The 14,419-nt window shown below is 74.0% G+C and carries 12 protein-coding genes; 7 read left to right on the top strand and 5 right to left on the bottom strand.

What is annotated here, in order from left to right; translation table 11 throughout:
* The 4 genes from D6689_20225 to D6689_20210 all read left to right on the top strand — a co-directional run.
* The coding region (locus tag D6689_20225) for a (Fe-S)-binding protein (GenBank protein ID RMH38056.1) at positions 1 to 1,130 on the top strand (1,130 nt) is incomplete at its 5' end.
* Positions 1,131 to 1,171: 41 nt separating this feature from the next.
* Entirely contained in the window at positions 1,172 to 1,540 is a 369-nt protein-coding gene (locus D6689_20220) for a hypothetical protein (GenBank protein RMH38055.1), read from the top strand.
* Positions 1,522 to 3,240: a hypothetical protein gene (locus D6689_20215; GenBank protein ID RMH38054.1), complete on the top strand. Its 1,719-nt coding sequence runs from the start codon at positions 1,522 to 1,524 to the stop codon at positions 3,238 to 3,240. The genes D6689_20220 and D6689_20215 overlap by 19 nt, the downstream gene beginning before the upstream one ends.
* A 54-nt stretch (positions 3,241 to 3,294) precedes the next feature.
* Positions 3,295 to 5,217 (top strand): GMC oxidoreductase, encoded by a 1,923-nt coding sequence (locus D6689_20210; GenBank protein RMH38053.1) that lies wholly within the window; start codon positions 3,295 to 3,297, stop codon positions 5,215 to 5,217.
* A gap of 7 nt (positions 5,218 to 5,224) precedes the next feature.
* Here D6689_20210 and D6689_20205 read toward each other — a convergent pair whose 3' ends face one another.
* Entirely contained in the window at positions 5,225 to 5,803 is a 579-nt protein-coding gene (locus D6689_20205) for a PilZ domain-containing protein (protein RMH38052.1), read from the bottom strand.
* A 232-nt stretch (positions 5,804 to 6,035) separates the two neighbouring features.
* Between D6689_20205 and D6689_20200 the strand changes: the two genes are divergently transcribed.
* On the top strand, positions 6,036 to 7,370 hold the full coding sequence (locus D6689_20200; protein ID RMH38051.1) for a carboxypeptidase regulatory-like domain-containing protein: 1,335 nt from the start codon (positions 6,036 to 6,038) through the stop codon (positions 7,368 to 7,370).
* Between the two features lie 19 nt (positions 7,371 to 7,389).
* Here the strand turns inward: D6689_20200 and D6689_20195 are convergent, their stop codons facing one another.
* From D6689_20195 to D6689_20180, 4 genes are all read right to left on the bottom strand, one after another.
* On the bottom strand, positions 7,390 to 8,853 hold the full coding sequence (locus D6689_20195) for a hypothetical protein (protein ID RMH38050.1): 1,464 nt from the start codon (positions 8,851 to 8,853) through the stop codon (positions 7,390 to 7,392).
* The gene (locus tag D6689_20190; GenBank protein ID RMH38049.1) at positions 8,850 to 9,479 is read right to left on the bottom strand and encodes a sigma-70 family RNA polymerase sigma factor; all 630 of its coding nucleotides are present in this window, start codon (positions 9,477 to 9,479) and stop codon (positions 8,850 to 8,852) included. The genes D6689_20195 and D6689_20190 overlap by 4 nt, the downstream gene beginning before the upstream one ends.
* A 107-nt stretch (positions 9,480 to 9,586) precedes the next feature.
* Positions 9,587 to 10,849 carry a hypothetical protein gene (locus tag D6689_20185; protein RMH38048.1) on the bottom strand — a complete coding sequence of 421 codons (1,263 nt, stop codon included), beginning with the start codon at positions 10,847 to 10,849 and terminating at the stop codon, positions 9,587 to 9,589.
* Positions 10,850 to 10,913: 64 nt separating this feature from the next.
* Positions 10,914 to 11,930 carry an FxsA family protein gene (locus D6689_20180; protein RMH38057.1) on the bottom strand — a complete coding sequence of 339 codons (1,017 nt, stop codon included), beginning with the start codon at positions 11,928 to 11,930 and terminating at the stop codon, positions 10,914 to 10,916.
* On the opposite strand from D6689_20180, the gene D6689_20175 reads away from it, so the two are divergent.
* On the top strand, positions 11,433 to 12,524 hold the full coding sequence (locus D6689_20175) for an abhydrolase domain-containing 18 (protein RMH38047.1): 1,092 nt from the start codon (positions 11,433 to 11,435) through the stop codon (positions 12,522 to 12,524). The genes D6689_20180 and D6689_20175 overlap by 498 nt on opposite strands.
* Positions 12,525 to 12,533: 9 nt before the next feature.
* The coding region (locus tag D6689_20170) for a bifunctional homocysteine S-methyltransferase/methylenetetrahydrofolate reductase (protein ID RMH38046.1) at positions 12,534 to 14,419 on the top strand (1,886 nt) is incomplete at its 3' end.

Below are 14,419 nucleotides of genomic sequence, written 5' to 3'. Positions count from 1 at the left end.
TGCAGGCGCTCGCCGACCGCGTCAAGGCGGTCAAGCGCGAACTCGACGAGATGGAGCCGATGGTCGGCGGGCGCATCCAGCACGACACGCTGTGGGCGTGCACCACGTGCGGCGCGTGCCAGGAAGTCTGCCCGGTGTTCATCGAACACCCGCTCAAGATCATCCAGATGCGGCAGAACCTCGTGCTCGAACAGGAGGCGACCCCCGGCGACCTCGCGCGCACGTTCCGCAACATCGAGCGCCAGTCCAACCCGTGGGGCATCTCGAACGGGCAGCGAATGGATTGGGCCGACGGTCTGGACGTGCCCACGATCGAGGACAACCCGAACCCCGAGTACCTGCTGTGGGTCGGCTGTGCGGGGGCCTTCGACCAACGCATCCAGAAGCAAACGAAGGCGATGGTCAAGATCCTCAAACACGCCGAAGTCGACTTTGCCGTGCTCGGCCACGAGGAGAGCTGCACCGGCGACCCGGCGCGGCGCGCGGGCAACGAACTGCTGTTCCAGATGCAGGCCGAAGCCAACATCGAGGCGCTCAACGGCGCGGGCGTCAAGAAGGTGATCACGTCGTGCCCGCACTGTTTGCACACGCTGCGCCACGACTACCCGCAGTTCGGCGGCCACTACGAGGTCATCCACCACACACAGCTGATCGACCACCTGATGGAAGCCGGCAAGATCCAACCCGCCGGCCGCAGCGTCAAGAACGTCACCTTCCACGACAGTTGCTACCTCGGCCGGTGGAACGGCGAGTACGACGCGCCTCGCCGCGTGCTCAACCGGCTTCCGATCTACGGGGGCGTGGTCGAGATGAAGCGCAGCAAGCGCCACGGCTTCTGTTGTGGCGCCGGCGGCGGCCGCATGTTCATGGAGGAGGACGGCCCGCGCGTCAACGTCGAGCGGACGAACGAGATCCTGGCGACGGGCTGTGAGGCGGTCGCGGTCGCGTGCCCGTTTTGCAACATCATGCTCACCGACGGCACGAAACAGCTCGACCGCGAGGAAGACCTCCAGGTGGTCGACATCGCCGAACTCGTCGCGAGCACGCTGCCCGAGCGGCATCCGGGGACGCCGACCACTCCGCCCCCGCAGGAGCCCGGTCCGCTCGGCCCGGCTGCGGCGGATGAATGACGACGGTGCGCGTGCCGACGGCTCCATCCGCAACCCGCCCGGTGCGCCGCGCGCGGTTCGCCGCGTGGGCCGCGTGCGCCGCGGCGCTGGCGGCCGCCGGGTGTGACGGCGCGCAGGGCAGCCGCGGGCCGTGCGCGACGCCCGCGGGGGCGCCGTTGGCGTGCCCCGACGCGCCCGGCGCGATCGAGACGCCGGAGGACGCGTGCTGGAAGTTGGTCGACTGCGGGGTCATCCCGCTGGTCGACGAGGACCGCGGCTGGGAGTTCTGCGTTCGCCGGCTCGAGCGGCTCACGGACGCCGCGCTCGACTACGCGCTCGCGTGCATCGACGCGGCGACGTGCGACGACCTGCTGCAGCAGAACTCGCCGGGCCCATCGTTCGATCCGAGGCTATGCGAACTCGGCTCCTGATCGCCGTCGCGGCCGCCTGCGCCGCGGCGCCCGTGGTCCGCGCCGACGAGCCGGCGGACGTCAACGCATTGATCGCGCTGGTCCGCGCCAAACCGGCCGGAATGTCGGTCGACGAGTGGCGCGAGCGCCGCCGCGACGCTGCGCGCGCCCTCGGACGGATCGGCGACCGCCGCGCGGTCCCCGCGTTGATCGAGGTCGTGCAAACCGAGCAGTTCGACGTCGTCGCGGAGATCGCGATCGAGGCGCTCGGTCGCCTCGGCGATCCGCGCGCGGCGGACGCGCTGCGCGCCGTCGCCGCCGACTCGTCGCGCGACCGCGCCGTCCGCAGCGCGGCCCGGCGCGCCCTGCGCCGCATCGGCGTCCCGCTGCGGGCCGCGGACGGCCGCGAGCCGGACGACGACGACGACGACGACGCAACCGCCGCGCGCCTGCCGCTGGCCACCGGCCTGCTCGGCAGCCGCGACCGCCGACCGATTCCGCAGGGGCCGTCGTTCGACGATGACGTGATCGCGGCCACCGAGCGCGTCACGTTCTCGGCCGGCAACGTCGGCGTGTCGTACGACACGGTCCGCGATGCGTCGTCGCTGTCCGGCGACGTCCATGCGTCCTACGCGCGCACCGTGGACACGCGCGCGGCCGGCTACCGCTACGGCGGCCGCGCCGACGTCGTGCTCGGCGTCGTCGATCCCCGCCCGGACGACGAGAAATACCGCGCCGGCGCGTTCGACCTCCAAGTCGACGGCGAGGCGCGGACGTACCTCGGCGGCACCCCGTTTTTCGGCGCCGTCGCGGGCGCGGCCGGCGTCCACGGCGTGTTCGTGCGCAACGACCTGCCGGGCGGCGACGACTTGAATGAGCTGCGCACCGGGCAGGACATCCACCTGAGCCTCGCGGTCGGCCGCGGACGCATCGTCGACGTCGGCGAAGGCTTGCGCCTACGTCGCATCGAGAAGTTGCTCGCACAACGACGGGTGCTGGGCCGCCCGATCACCGCCGATCTCGCGGCGAAGTTGCTGCGGACGTGGTGGGCGCTGCGCGGCGAACAGGGGGCGCAGCGCCGGTTGGTCGCGACGGTGGCGATCCTGCGCGATGCCGGCGTGCTGCTCGGCGAGCCGGACGCGGCGACCACCTACGAACTCCTGCAAGTACTCGTCGACGGCCAGTTGGACCACCGGCTCGAGGGGCTCGACGCGCGCGCCGGCTTCACCGAGAGCTTCCTGCGGCGCGAGGACGACACCCCGGCCGCCGCGCGCGACGGCCGCTACGAGAGCGTGTTCGCCCAGGTCAGGTTCGGCCGCCAACTCGGCGACGGCAGCCACGAGCTGCGCGCCGACGGCTGGCTGACCTACCGCGTGCTGGCCGACGAGGACGCGGGCGAGCCGGCGCCGTGGGCCGCGCGAGCCGAGGTGACGTGGCGGCGGTTCGTCTACGGGGAGGCGTGGGACCCGCTGGGCGCGCTGGAGTTTGCCGGCTCCGTCGGCGCGTCGGACGACGGCTTCGACGGCGCGCCGGCCGGCAGTCGGGTCGAGGCGCGGGTCGGCTGGCGCTGGGCGCCGGCGCGGGCGACGTGGTACCGGCTGTCGAGTTGGACCCGGCTCGAGTCCGGCGAGCTGTTCGTCGGTGCGACGTTCGAGGCGACCTGGGGCCTGCTGGACTCCGGATATGTGGCAGGTGCCGCCCTGCCCGGCCCGATGCGGTAGGCGGGCGGCGCTTTCGGCTTGAAAGGTCCGACCAATCGGCGGTACGGTCGACCCGTGCTCCACCCGCCGCGCCCCGACGATCCCGCGCTGCTGTCGGCCCGCGAACGCGCGGCGCTGCGCGCCATCGCCGAGGCGGCGCTGCCGGCGGGCCGCGTGTTTCCGGCCGCGGGGCCGGAGGTCACCGCCCGCGTCGAGGCGTTCTTTGCCCGCGCGCCGGTCGCGGTGGCGACGGCGTACCGCGCGGCGCTGGCGGCGCTCGACGCCGCCGCGGTCGTGCGGCGGCGGAGCGGGCTCGCGGCGCTGTCGCCGGCCGACCGGCTCGCTCTGCTCGAGGCGTGGCAGCGCGGCGACGTCGCGCGGCGGCTCGCGGTGCGGCTGGTCACCGCGCCGCTGAAGGCGGCGCACTTCGACAACCCCGCGTTCTTCCGCGCCATCGGGTGCGTCTACGAGTTCGACCCGCCCGCTGCGATCGACCGGCCGCGCTACGTGGTGGAACGCGCGCACGACGCGGCCGCGCTCGACGACGATGTCGACCTCGACTGTGACGTCGCGGTGGTCGGCACCGGCGCGGGTGGCGCGGTCGTCGCGCGCGAGCTGGCCGAGCGCGGCGTCGCGGTCATTTTGCTCGAGGAGGGCCGCTACTTCGACCGGCGCGACTTCACCGGGCGCGCCCTGCCGCTGCAAAAGCGGCTCTACCGCAACATGGGCGCCACGGTCGCGGTCGGCAACACGGTCATCCCGATCCCGATCGGCAAGACCGTGGGCGGCACGACGACGATCAACGCCGGCACCTGCTACCGGGTCCCGGACCGGGTGCTGCGCAAGTGGCGCGACGACTTCGGCGTCGCGCTGCCGCGCGACGAACTCGACCGCTGTTTCGAGCGCGTCGAGCAGGTGCTGGGCGTCGCCGTCGCGGACGCGCGCTACCTCGGCGGCGTCGCGCGCGTCATCGCCCGCGGCTGCGACCGCCTGGGGTTTCGGCACACGCCGCTGCGGCGCAACGCGCCGGACTGCGACGGCAAGGGCGTGTGTTGCTTTGGCTGCCCGACGGACGCGAAGCGCAGCACGAACATCTCTTACGTGCCGCTGGCGCTGCGCGCGGGGGCCGAACTGCTGTACGGCGCGCGCGTCGACCGGATTGTCACGCGCGGCGGCCGGGCCGTCGGCGTCGAGGCCCGCGCGGGCGCTCGGCGCATCCGCGTGCGCGCGCGCGCGGTCGTCGTCGCGTGCGGCGCGCTGATGACCCCCGTGCTGCTGTTGGAAAACGGCCTCGCCAACGCCTCCGGCATGCTCGGCCGCAACCTGTCGATCCATCCGGCGGCCGCGGCGATCGGCGAGTTCGACGAGGACATCTCCGGGTTCAACGCCATCCCGCAGGGCTACGCGATCGAGGAGTTCCACGACGAGGGTCTGTTGTTCGAGGGCGGATCCACCCCGCTCGACGTCGCCGCGGCGGCGATACCGCTCAACGGACCGAGGCTCGTGGACATCGCCGAGCGGTTCGACCGCATGGCGATGTTCGGCTTCCTCATCGAAGACAGCTCGCGGGGGCGCGTTCGCGCGTGGCGCGGCCAGCCGGTCATCACGTACGTGCTCAATCGGCGCGACGTGAACCAACTGCGCCGCGGCCTGTCCATCCTCGCGCGCGTGTTCTTCGCGGCCGGCGCGCGTTCCGTGATCGCGCCGGTACACGGGTTCGAGGAATTGCGCGGCGAACGCGACCTCGCCCGCCTGGCGACGGCTCGCCTGCGCGCCCGCGACTTCGAGCTGTCGGCATACCATCCGCTGGGCACGGCGCGGATGGGGCCGGACCCGCGCCGCGCGGTCGTCGGACTCGACTTCCAGGCCCACGACGTACCCGGGCTGTACGTCGTCGACGGCTCGGTGATGCCGTCGTCGCTCGCGGTCAACCCGCAGGTCACGATCATGGCGTTGGCGACGCTGGCTGCCGACCGCATCGCGCGCGCCGTGGAGTGACCGCGCGTCAGCGGCGGTCGAGGAACGCCTGTGCGGCCCACTGCCCGGCCGGGTCGAAGCAGATACCGCGATCGCGCCCGCGAGCCCACACGACCGTGCCGGTCACGTCGAGGTCGCCCGCGGCGACCCTCACCGCCTCGCCCGTGCTGAGCGCGGCCGGAAGGGGCGCGTCGATGCATACGCAACATCCTCCCGCACTCAGGTCGGTCAACGTCCCGGTCGCAACCAGATCGCCCGCGTGTACGCGCGCCGGCAGCGACATCGAGAACCGCTGAAATCGCCTCGGCGGCACGTCGTCGGTCTCCGCGAGTGCCGCGGTGAGCAGCATGTCGTGCGGCTCGCCCGGCTCGAACGCCACGACCGCGTGGCCGTCTCCACGGATGCCCCGCACGACGTGTCCGCCCAACTCGCACGTCGTACCGGACGACTCGATCGTCACCCGCAGTCGGACGGTGTCCCCCGGACTCAGGTCGCCGGCATCCGCGAGGACGAGACCGCCGTCGCCGAGGTAGCCCCAATACGCGCCGAGCAGTTCCTCGCCCGACGCGAACCGAACGTCGACGTGCTTTGCCGATTCGCCCCGCACACGCTCTCCCCGACGACCCGAGCCGTCCGGGCAACCAGGGTATCAGGGCGCGCTCGTCGGGCAAAGCCCGATCCGTTCGCGGGGGTGCGGCGCCGGCACACGCGGAGGATCCGCACCAAGGTTTCCGAGTCGCTACGGCGCGCCGCACCGCGAAAAAAAAGACCTTTTCGCGCCCCGGCAGTCGCCTATATAACGTCGCCGTCGCCGGTAGTCTTTGGTGGGAGGTATTCCGATGAAGCGGTCGATTGTACCCGTCGCGCTGGCAGCCGTCGCGCTCGCACTCGGCTGCGGTCCGTCCGCCTCGCAGCCGGCCGCGGACGCGGGCGCGGGCGGCGCCGACGCCGCCGGTCCCGGCGGCTGCACCGGCGCGAGCTGTTACAACCACTGCCCCGACGGCAAACGCACCGCGCTCACCGGCGTCGTCCGCGCGCCCAACGGCATCGATCCCGTCCCCGGAGCGGCCGTCTACGTCCCCAAGGGCACCGTGACCGAGTTTCCGCCCGAAGTCGCGTGCGAGGTGTGCGACCAGCTCCAGGGCATCTCGATCGTGTCGACCACCACGGCGACCGACGGCAGCTTCCGGCTCGAGCCGGTGCCGACCGCGGCCAATCAAGCCCCGGGCGAGTCGATCGTGGTCGTCACGCAGATGGGTCGATTCCGGTCCGTACAACGCGTGCCGATCGCCAATCCATGCGAGGACAACGCGCCGGGCGACGAATATTTCCGGCTGCCCAGCCGCGACGACGGGGCGACGCAATCCATTCCGCGCATCGCCGTCGCCAGTGGCGACTACGACGTGATGGAGTGCGTGCTGCTCAAACTCGGCATCGAACAGGGCCAGTTCGACATCTACGAGGGACAGTCGCTCGGCGCCGACCCGGCCGCGGTCGACACGTTCGACAACCTGCTGCGCGACCTGGCGCGCATGAAGTCCTACAACATCATCTTCATCAACTGCACCGGCAATACGTACGAGAATCTGCTGTCGGATGCGACGGTGCGCGCGAACATCGAAAACTACGTGTTGTCCGGCGGCCGGCTGTACGTCACCGACTGGTCGTACGACTACATCGAGCAGATCCCGAACTGGGCGCCGCTGATCGATTTCGAACCGGGCGCGTCCGGACCCGACCCGGAGCCGGTCAACGCCGCCGCCATCGGCCCCGGCGACATCGAGGTCGACGCGACCGTGCGGTCGCCCGACCTCGCCGAGTGGCTCGTCGCGGTCGAAGAAGCCAGCGGCGACGAGATCATCAACGCGTCCAACCAGGTGCACGTGCAACACTTCCTGGCCAGTTGGGTCGAGCAGTATCAGGTAGCCGAGGGCGACGGCGTGACCGTCTGGCTCGAGGGCAATGCCGACGGCCAGCGCCCGCTGACGACCACGTTCGATTACGAGCAGTGCGGGCGCGTGCTGTATTCCAGCTACCATACCGAGGGCCGCGGCTTCGGCGATCTGGGCGGCAGCGGGTTTCCGAACTACTGCTCCAGCGGGCCGCTCACGCCGCAGGAGCGGGTGCTCGAGTACCTGATCTTCCACATCGCCGACTGCATCGACGTGGAGTGACCCGCGGGCACCGGCGCCGTCACGGAGCCAGCGAGATTCGCTGCACGACGCGCGCGGGCCGACCCGCCGGAAACGCGATCGCGTCGACGACGTCGCGCACACACTCGGCGACCGACCGGGGTACGTTGCCGTCGATTACGTTGAGATACCCCTGGCTGCCGTCGCGGTTGATCCCGAGTTCGACCGTGACGAACGACCCGCCGGCGATGCCGTGCGAGACGAGCGGCCGCGCGCACCGCGCCAACCGCGCCCGCTCGCGGCGCAGTGCCCGGTCGACTTGCGCCGCCCGCGCCGCCGACCGGCGCTCGCGCGCGGCGTCCTCGACCCGCGCCAGCGCGCGCTCTCCGGCGCGGACGTCGAGCCACCGCGCGCGGCGGCCCACGGCCACCTGATGGCGGCCCGGCGGCACGCGCACCGCCGCCGCGGGAGCCACCGCGATCCCGTCGACGCGCGCCGCGGCATCCGGCACGTCGACACGCGCGGTGTCCACGAGCGCCGCCTCGGCCGACCGCCAGTGCGGAATGCGCGGCACGTCGAGCGCTCGGCGCAATCGGGCGACCTCGCGGTCAGCGAGCGGGCGCGCGGCCCCGGCGGCGGCGAGGTCGTCGAGCACGTCGATCACGTGGCCGGCCGGCACCTCGGTCGCCGCGCTGCCGTCGACGACCGCGACGCGGCCGTGCGTGCACGCGACGCGCAGCCGGCCGGCGCGGTGGACGACGCGGAACGCGGTGCCGCGCACTTCGATCCGGCGCACGCCGGCCTCGACGACGAACCGCTGGCCGGGGGCGCGGCGGGACACCTCGATGTCGACCTGGCCGGCGACGCGAAGGCGGACCTGCGCCGCGTCGAACGCCACCACGTCGACGACGGTGCGCGGGCCGAGCGCGATCACGCTGTCGGCGTCGAACTGCACGACGAGCCGGCCCGTCCCGGTGGCGAGCCGCGCGCCGGCGCCCACCAGCTCATCGAACGCCAGAGGCGCCCCGCCGGCGGTCACGTCCCCCTCCGCGAGCGTGACCACGCCGCGCACGGGCGGCGCCGGCGGCTGGTCGGGCGCGGCGTCCGGCGCCGGCGGCAGACGCGCGCCGCCCGCGGCCGGCGGCGCGGCGGTGGCGTGAGCGCGCGCCGGCGGCCGCGGCGGCTCGCGCGTCGGCCAGCGCAGCGCGATCGCCGCGGCCGCCGCCACCGCGACGGCGCCGGCTGCCACGGCGCCCATCGGCAACCGGCGGCGCGCCGGCGCACCCGCGCGCCGCTCCTGCGCCAGCGTCCAGTACACCTGCGCGCGAATCGTATCCCAGCGCAGCGCGGGCGGTTCGTCCGCCGCGACCGCGCGCAGCTCGGCGCGGGCGGCGCGCACCCGCTCGCGAGCCGCCGCGCACGCGGCGCACTCGCGCGCGTGGCGGTCGGCCCGCGCCGCCGCGCGCGCCGACAGGCGGCCGTCGTCGAGGTCGGCCCAGCGGTGCGGTGGTACGTGGCGGCTCACGCCTCCTCCGCCTCCTGCGCGGCGAGCCGGAAGAACTCGCGGCGCGCGTAAAACAGCCGCGTTCTCACGGTCACTGGATGGGCGCCGACGATGTCGGCGATCTCCTTCGGCTCGAGCCCTTCGATTTCGTGCAGGTACAACACGACGCGCTTTTTGGGCGGCAGGGCTGCCAGCAGGCGCAGCACCCGCGCGCGCGCGCGCCGGCGCTCGAGACAGCGCAGCGGCGACCCGTCGTGCGCGGCGGTCCCGTCGGCCGGCGGCTCGTCGGGATCGCCCACCAACACCGGCTGTGGCCGGCGGGCGTTGGCGCGGATCGCTCCGAGCGCCACGTTGACGCAGATCCGGTACAGCCAGGTCGACACCCGCGCGTCGCCGCGAAATCGCTCGAGCCCGCGGAACGCGATGAGGAACACCTCTTGAACCAGGTCCTCGAGTTCGCGGCGTTCGTTGAGCACGCGGTACAACACGGAGGCCACCTGCCGGCGGTAACGGCGGTAGAACTCGTCGTGGGCGGCCCGGTCGCCGGCGCGGCAGCGGCGCACCAGATCGCGTTCGTCGACGTCCGCGACGGGCCGCTCCCCCGCCGGCGTGTCTATCGGGCCGCTGCGCCTCCCCAACGTGTGCATGATACCGCCGATCAGTCAGTGACGGCGCGGCACGATGCGTTCATCCGAACCGCGCGGCCGCGGACCGCCCGCACCCAGGTGCGGGAGATCACACGGCGGGCCTGCCGTCAGTCGCCGCCGCGGCGGACCGGTCGCAGCGTGAACCCCAGGTCGCGGTCGAGCTGACAGGTGAGGCAGTCCTCGCCCGATCCGTCGGGGCAGGCCCGCACGCTGCACTCGGTCACCTCGTCGTCGGCCCCGGGATTCGGGAACGTGAGCACGAGCGCGTCGGCGCCGCGCGCCTCCCACGTGCCGTCCAATCGCAGCCGGTCGGTCACGCCACGGCACTCGTCGACGACGTCGAGGACGAACGTGAGCCGCCGCGGGTTGAGCCGAAGGGTCACGCCCGCCTCCTGACAGGTGACGAACGGCCGCTCCCAGCGCCCGCCGGCGGCGACGAGGCGATCGAACGCCGACGCGGGCCGGTCGCCGGCGGCGAGCGCCGCGTCGAAGGCGCGCGCGCGCCGCTTGCGCAGCCGGGCGAGGTCCGGGTCGGTGCGCGCGAGCGCGAGAAAGCGGCCCGCGCGGTTGCGGTCGGCGCGCGCCAGGGTGTGCAACTCGCGCAAGGCCGCGTCGAGCCGCCCGCGCCGCGCGAGCGCGACGGCCAGCCCGTAGCGGGCGGCCACGTCCGCCGGGTCGGCGGCGAGCGCGGCGCGGTAGTGGCGCTCGGCTCGCGCCCACTCGCGCGCCGCGCGCGCCACGTCCCCGGCGCGGCGCTCGGCCTCCCCCGCGCCGGCGGTGGCCGGCGCCGCGGACCTCGACCCCGGCGCCTCGCCCGCCGCTCGCCCGCCCCCCGGCGGCCGGTCGTCCCCCGGGGCCGGCGCAGCGCCTGCCGGCTCTCCCCGCGGCGATGCCGGCGGCGCGAGCCGAAACGCGATCACCTCGCGCGCCGTTCGACCGAACGCGCGCGTCTCGTACTCGACGGCGATGACGCGGCCATCGTCTCCGGCGTACACCGCGACGACTCGCGACACGATCCCCGCCGCGCGCCACGTCGCGATCGGCTCCGCCGAACCCGGCGCGTACACTTCGATCGTGCGCCCGTTGGCCGCGGCTCGAAATCCGTCGTGCGGCTGCGGGCGCCCGCGGCGAAACCCGCGCCGCGCCACGGCCGCCGCGTCGACCTGCTCGCAGCGGGGCGCCTCGTCGCTGCCGACGCGCGCCGCGATCGGCGCGCACACGCGCGAGCCGCCGTCCAGGTAGCGCGCGCCGTCGGCGGAAAAGCCGCCGAACGTCCCCGCGCGCGCACCGCCCGGCGCGACGACGAGCCACGCCGCGACGCCGGCCGCGACCCACCGCGCCCGCCCGCCGCGCTCGTTCCCGCAATTCATACGGCTAGCGTAGCGCGATTGGCGCGGCCGGGTTGCCGCGGTGCGAGCCCGCCGCGGGTCCGCGTCACACGTCGATCACGCCCGGCGGCGGCCGGTCGTCGTCCTCGCGGTCGTCCTCGGGGCACGGCTGCCCGCCCGCGTGCGCGCCGCCGAGGTCCACCCACAGGCCGCCGCCGGCGCGCTGTCGCAGCCGCGCGGCGATCGCCCGCGCCAGCGCACCCCGCACCGGCGGCACGAGCAGCGCGAACCCCACCGCGTCCGTCGCGAACCCCGGCAGCAGCAGCAGCACTGCGGCGACGAGCACGAGCGCCGCGGCGACCACCGAGGGGCCCACGTCGCGCCCGGTGCGCAACGCCTCGCGCACGCGGTCGACCGCGGCGAACCCCTGGTGCCGCGCCAGCGCCGCACCGGCGACGCCGGTCGCGACGATCGCGGCGATCGTCCACCCCGCACCCAGCGCGCGGCCGGCGGCCAACAGCAGCCAGATTTCGAGGATGGGGATCGCGATGAACGCGGCGGTGAGCCAGCCGAGCACGTCCACACCCTGTAGCACACCGGCGCGGCCGTGCGGTACGGTGGCGGCATGGCGAGGTCGCGAGTCATCGAAGGCGCGATTCGCCGGGCCGGCGAGGCGGTCGACCGCGGCGCGCTGCGGGTGATGGCCCGGGCGATGGGGCGCGGCCGCTCCCGCCGGCCGCCCGGCGACGCCCGGCGCAGGCTGCAGTCGATCGCGGCGCACTACAACACGCCCGCGAACCTCGCGGCCGACTCGGCGTTCTTCCCCTCTCCTGCCCCGCCGCAGGTGACCGAAACGCCGCAGCGCCCGCGGGCCGGCGCCGCACGCGCGGTCGATCTCGCGTTCGCGTCGCGGTGGCGCCCCACCGTCGCAGCATACGTCGACGAGTACGCGTCGTACGAGGCCAACCTCACGGTGCGAGCGCGGCTGCTGGCCGCCGGCGACGCGCCGCGCCCGACGGCGGTCTTCATCCACGGCTGGGGCGGCGGCGCGTTCTGGTTCGAGGAACGCGCGTTCGCCGCGGCGTACTGGCTGCGGATCGGGCTGGACGTCGCGTTCGTCCAGCTGCCGTTTCACGGCGACCGCGCGCCGCGCCAGGCGCCGCGGTCCGGCGCGCTGTTTCCGTCGGCGCACATCGTGCGCACCAACGAGGCGTTCGGCCAGGCGGTGCACGACGTGCGCGCTCTGCTCGCCCACCTGCGGCAGCGCGGCGCGCCCGTGGTCGGCGTCATGGGGATGTCGCTCGGCGGCTACGTCACGGCGTTGCTGGCCACGGTCGAGCCCGACCTCGCGTTCGCGATCCCCATCATCCCCGCCGCGGACATGGCGCGGCTGATGTGGCGGCGCAGCGACCGCTCGCCGCAGCGGCGGCGCGCCGAGCGCGTCGGGGTCGACCGTACGCTGCTCAGCGACGCGTTCCGCGTGCACGCGCCGCTGCGCCGCGAGCCCGTGGTTCCGTGGGAGCGCCGCATGATCGTCGCCGGCCGAAGCGATCGCATCACGCCGCCCGACCAGGCGCGCGATCTGTGGACGCACTGGGGCCAACCGGCCATCCACTGGTTTCCCGGCGGACACCTGGCGCAGATCGGCCGCGGTGACGCATTCCGCGCGATCCGCCGCCACCTGGCTGGACTGGGGCTGGCGCGTCCGTTACGTTGACGGCGGCCCGTGAGGGACTTTCTCGATACGTTGCGGGACGCTCCGCTGCTGTTCGACGGCGCGATGGGCACGCTGCTGTACGACCGCGGCGTCATGCACACCCGGTCGTACGACGAACTGAACCTGTCGCAGCCGGAACTGGTCGCTCAGATCCACCGCGAATACCTCGACGCGGGCGCCGACATCCTCGAGACCAACACGTTCGGCGCCAATCGCCTGGCGCTCGCGAAGCACGGCTTCAGCGACCGCGCGGCGGAGATCAACGCGGCCGGCGCCCGGATCGCGCGGGAGGTCGCCGGCTCGCACGCGTACGTCGCCGGAGCCATCGGCCCGACCGGTGTGAAGTTCGCCGTCGCGCCCGACCACCAGCGGCGTCTCGCGCTCGACGCGCTGCGCGAGCAGATCGAGGCGCTCGCGGCGGCCGAGGTCGACCTGCTGCTGCTCGAGACGTTCACGTCGATCCTGGAACTCGAGGCCGCGGTCGCGCTCGCCCGCGCGCACGGCGGCGGCCGGCCGGTCGGCGCGCAGCTCGTGTTCGGCCCGGATCGCCGCGCGGACGGCGGCCTGTCGCCCGCCGAGGTGGCCGAGCGGCTGGTCGCGGCCGGAGCGGACTTCGTCGGAGCCAATTGCGGCGCGGGTCCGCCGGAGCTGTACGACGTGGCGGTCGCCATGGTCGACTGCGGCAAACCGGTGTCGGTGCAACCGAATGCCGGGCTGCCGAGCGTGATCGAAGGCCGGACGATCTATGTGGCCAACCCGGAGCATTTCGGCGTATTTGCCAGGCGATTACTCAAGTCCGGCGTGAAGCTTGTGGGCGGTTGCTGCGGCACCACGCCGGAACACACGCGGCGCATGATGGGCGCCGTGCGCATGATGGGGGCGCGGCCGCAGTCGGCGCGGCTGCGCGAGGCCGCGACGCGCGCGGCCGTCGCGGCCTCGCCGCCGAAGCCAGCCGTGCCGCTGGCCGAACGCAGCCGGCTCGGCGCGCGCCTGGCGGCCGGCGAGTTCGTCGTGTCGGTCGAACTCAACGCCCCGGCGGGGACGGACACCACCCGGGTCGAAGCCGCCGTCCGCGAGCTGCTCGCGGGAGGCGTCGACATCGTCAACATCGCCGACGGCCCGCGCGCCACCGCGAGGATGGGCAACCTCGCGCTGTGCGCCCTGCTGCGCCAGCGAACCGGCGTCGAGCCCATCTTGCACGTGTGCACCCGCGACCGCAACTTCCTCGGTCTGGTCGCGCACCTGCTCGGCGCACACGCGCTCGGTATGCGGGATCTCGTGATCATCACCGGCGACCCGCCGAAGATGGGCGACTACCCGTTCGCGACGCCCGTGTACGACATCGACTCGATCGGCCTGCTGAAGCTCGCGCGCGATCTCAACGCCGGCATCGACCCGGCCGGACGCGCGCTCGACGGGCAGACCGCGTTCGTGCTCGCGACCGGGGCCGAGCCCGGCGCGGCCGACTACGAGCGCGAGCTGCGCCGACTCGAGGCCAAGGTCGCCGCCGGCGCCGAACTGGTGATGACCCAGCCGGTATACGACGCGCGCACGCTCGAGCGGTTTCTCGACGACGTCGCGCCGCTGGGCGTGCCGGTGATGGTCGGCCTGCTGCCGCTGGCGTCGCACCGCAACGCGGAGTTCCTGCACACGCAAGTGCCCGGCATGTCGATTCCGGACGCGTACCGGGCCCGCATGGCCCGCGTCGGGTCGGGGCCCGCCGCGCGCGCCGAAGGCGTCGCGATCGCCCGCGAGGTCCTCGCCGCGGTCAAGCACCGCGTCGCCGGGGCGTACATCATGCCGCCGTTCAACCGCGTCGACTCGGCGCTGGCGATCCTGGACGAGGTGCGCGGCGATCGGTGGACCCCCGCGCCCCCCCCCGACCGCGCCGACGC

Source organism: Deltaproteobacteria bacterium (genome assembly GCA_003696105.1).
Lineage (GTDB): Bacteria > Myxococcota_A > Polyangia > Haliangiales > J016 > J016.
Note: the sequence above shows the minus strand (reverse complement) of the source record. Positions and strands in the feature narration are given on the sequence as shown.

What these genes read in the sequence shown, in the direction of transcription:
- D6689_20215 (RMH38054.1), top strand. Translation starts at nt 1,522, where the DNA reads ATGCGAACTCGGCTCCTGATCGCCGTCGCGGCCGCCTGCGCCGCGGCG.
- D6689_20175 (RMH38047.1), top strand. Translation starts at nt 11,433, where the DNA reads ATGGCGAGGTCGCGAGTCATCGAAGGCGCGATTCGCCGGGCCGGCGAG.
- D6689_20185 (RMH38048.1), bottom strand. Translation starts at nt 10,849, where the DNA reads ATGAATTGCGGGAACGAGCGCGGCGGGCGGGCGCGGTGGGTCGCGGCC.
- D6689_20200 (RMH38051.1), top strand. Translation starts at nt 6,036, where the DNA reads ATGAAGCGGTCGATTGTACCCGTCGCGCTGGCAGCCGTCGCGCTCGCA.
- D6689_20190 (RMH38049.1), bottom strand. Translation starts at nt 9,479, where the DNA reads ATGCACACGTTGGGGAGGCGCAGCGGCCCGATAGACACGCCGGCGGGG.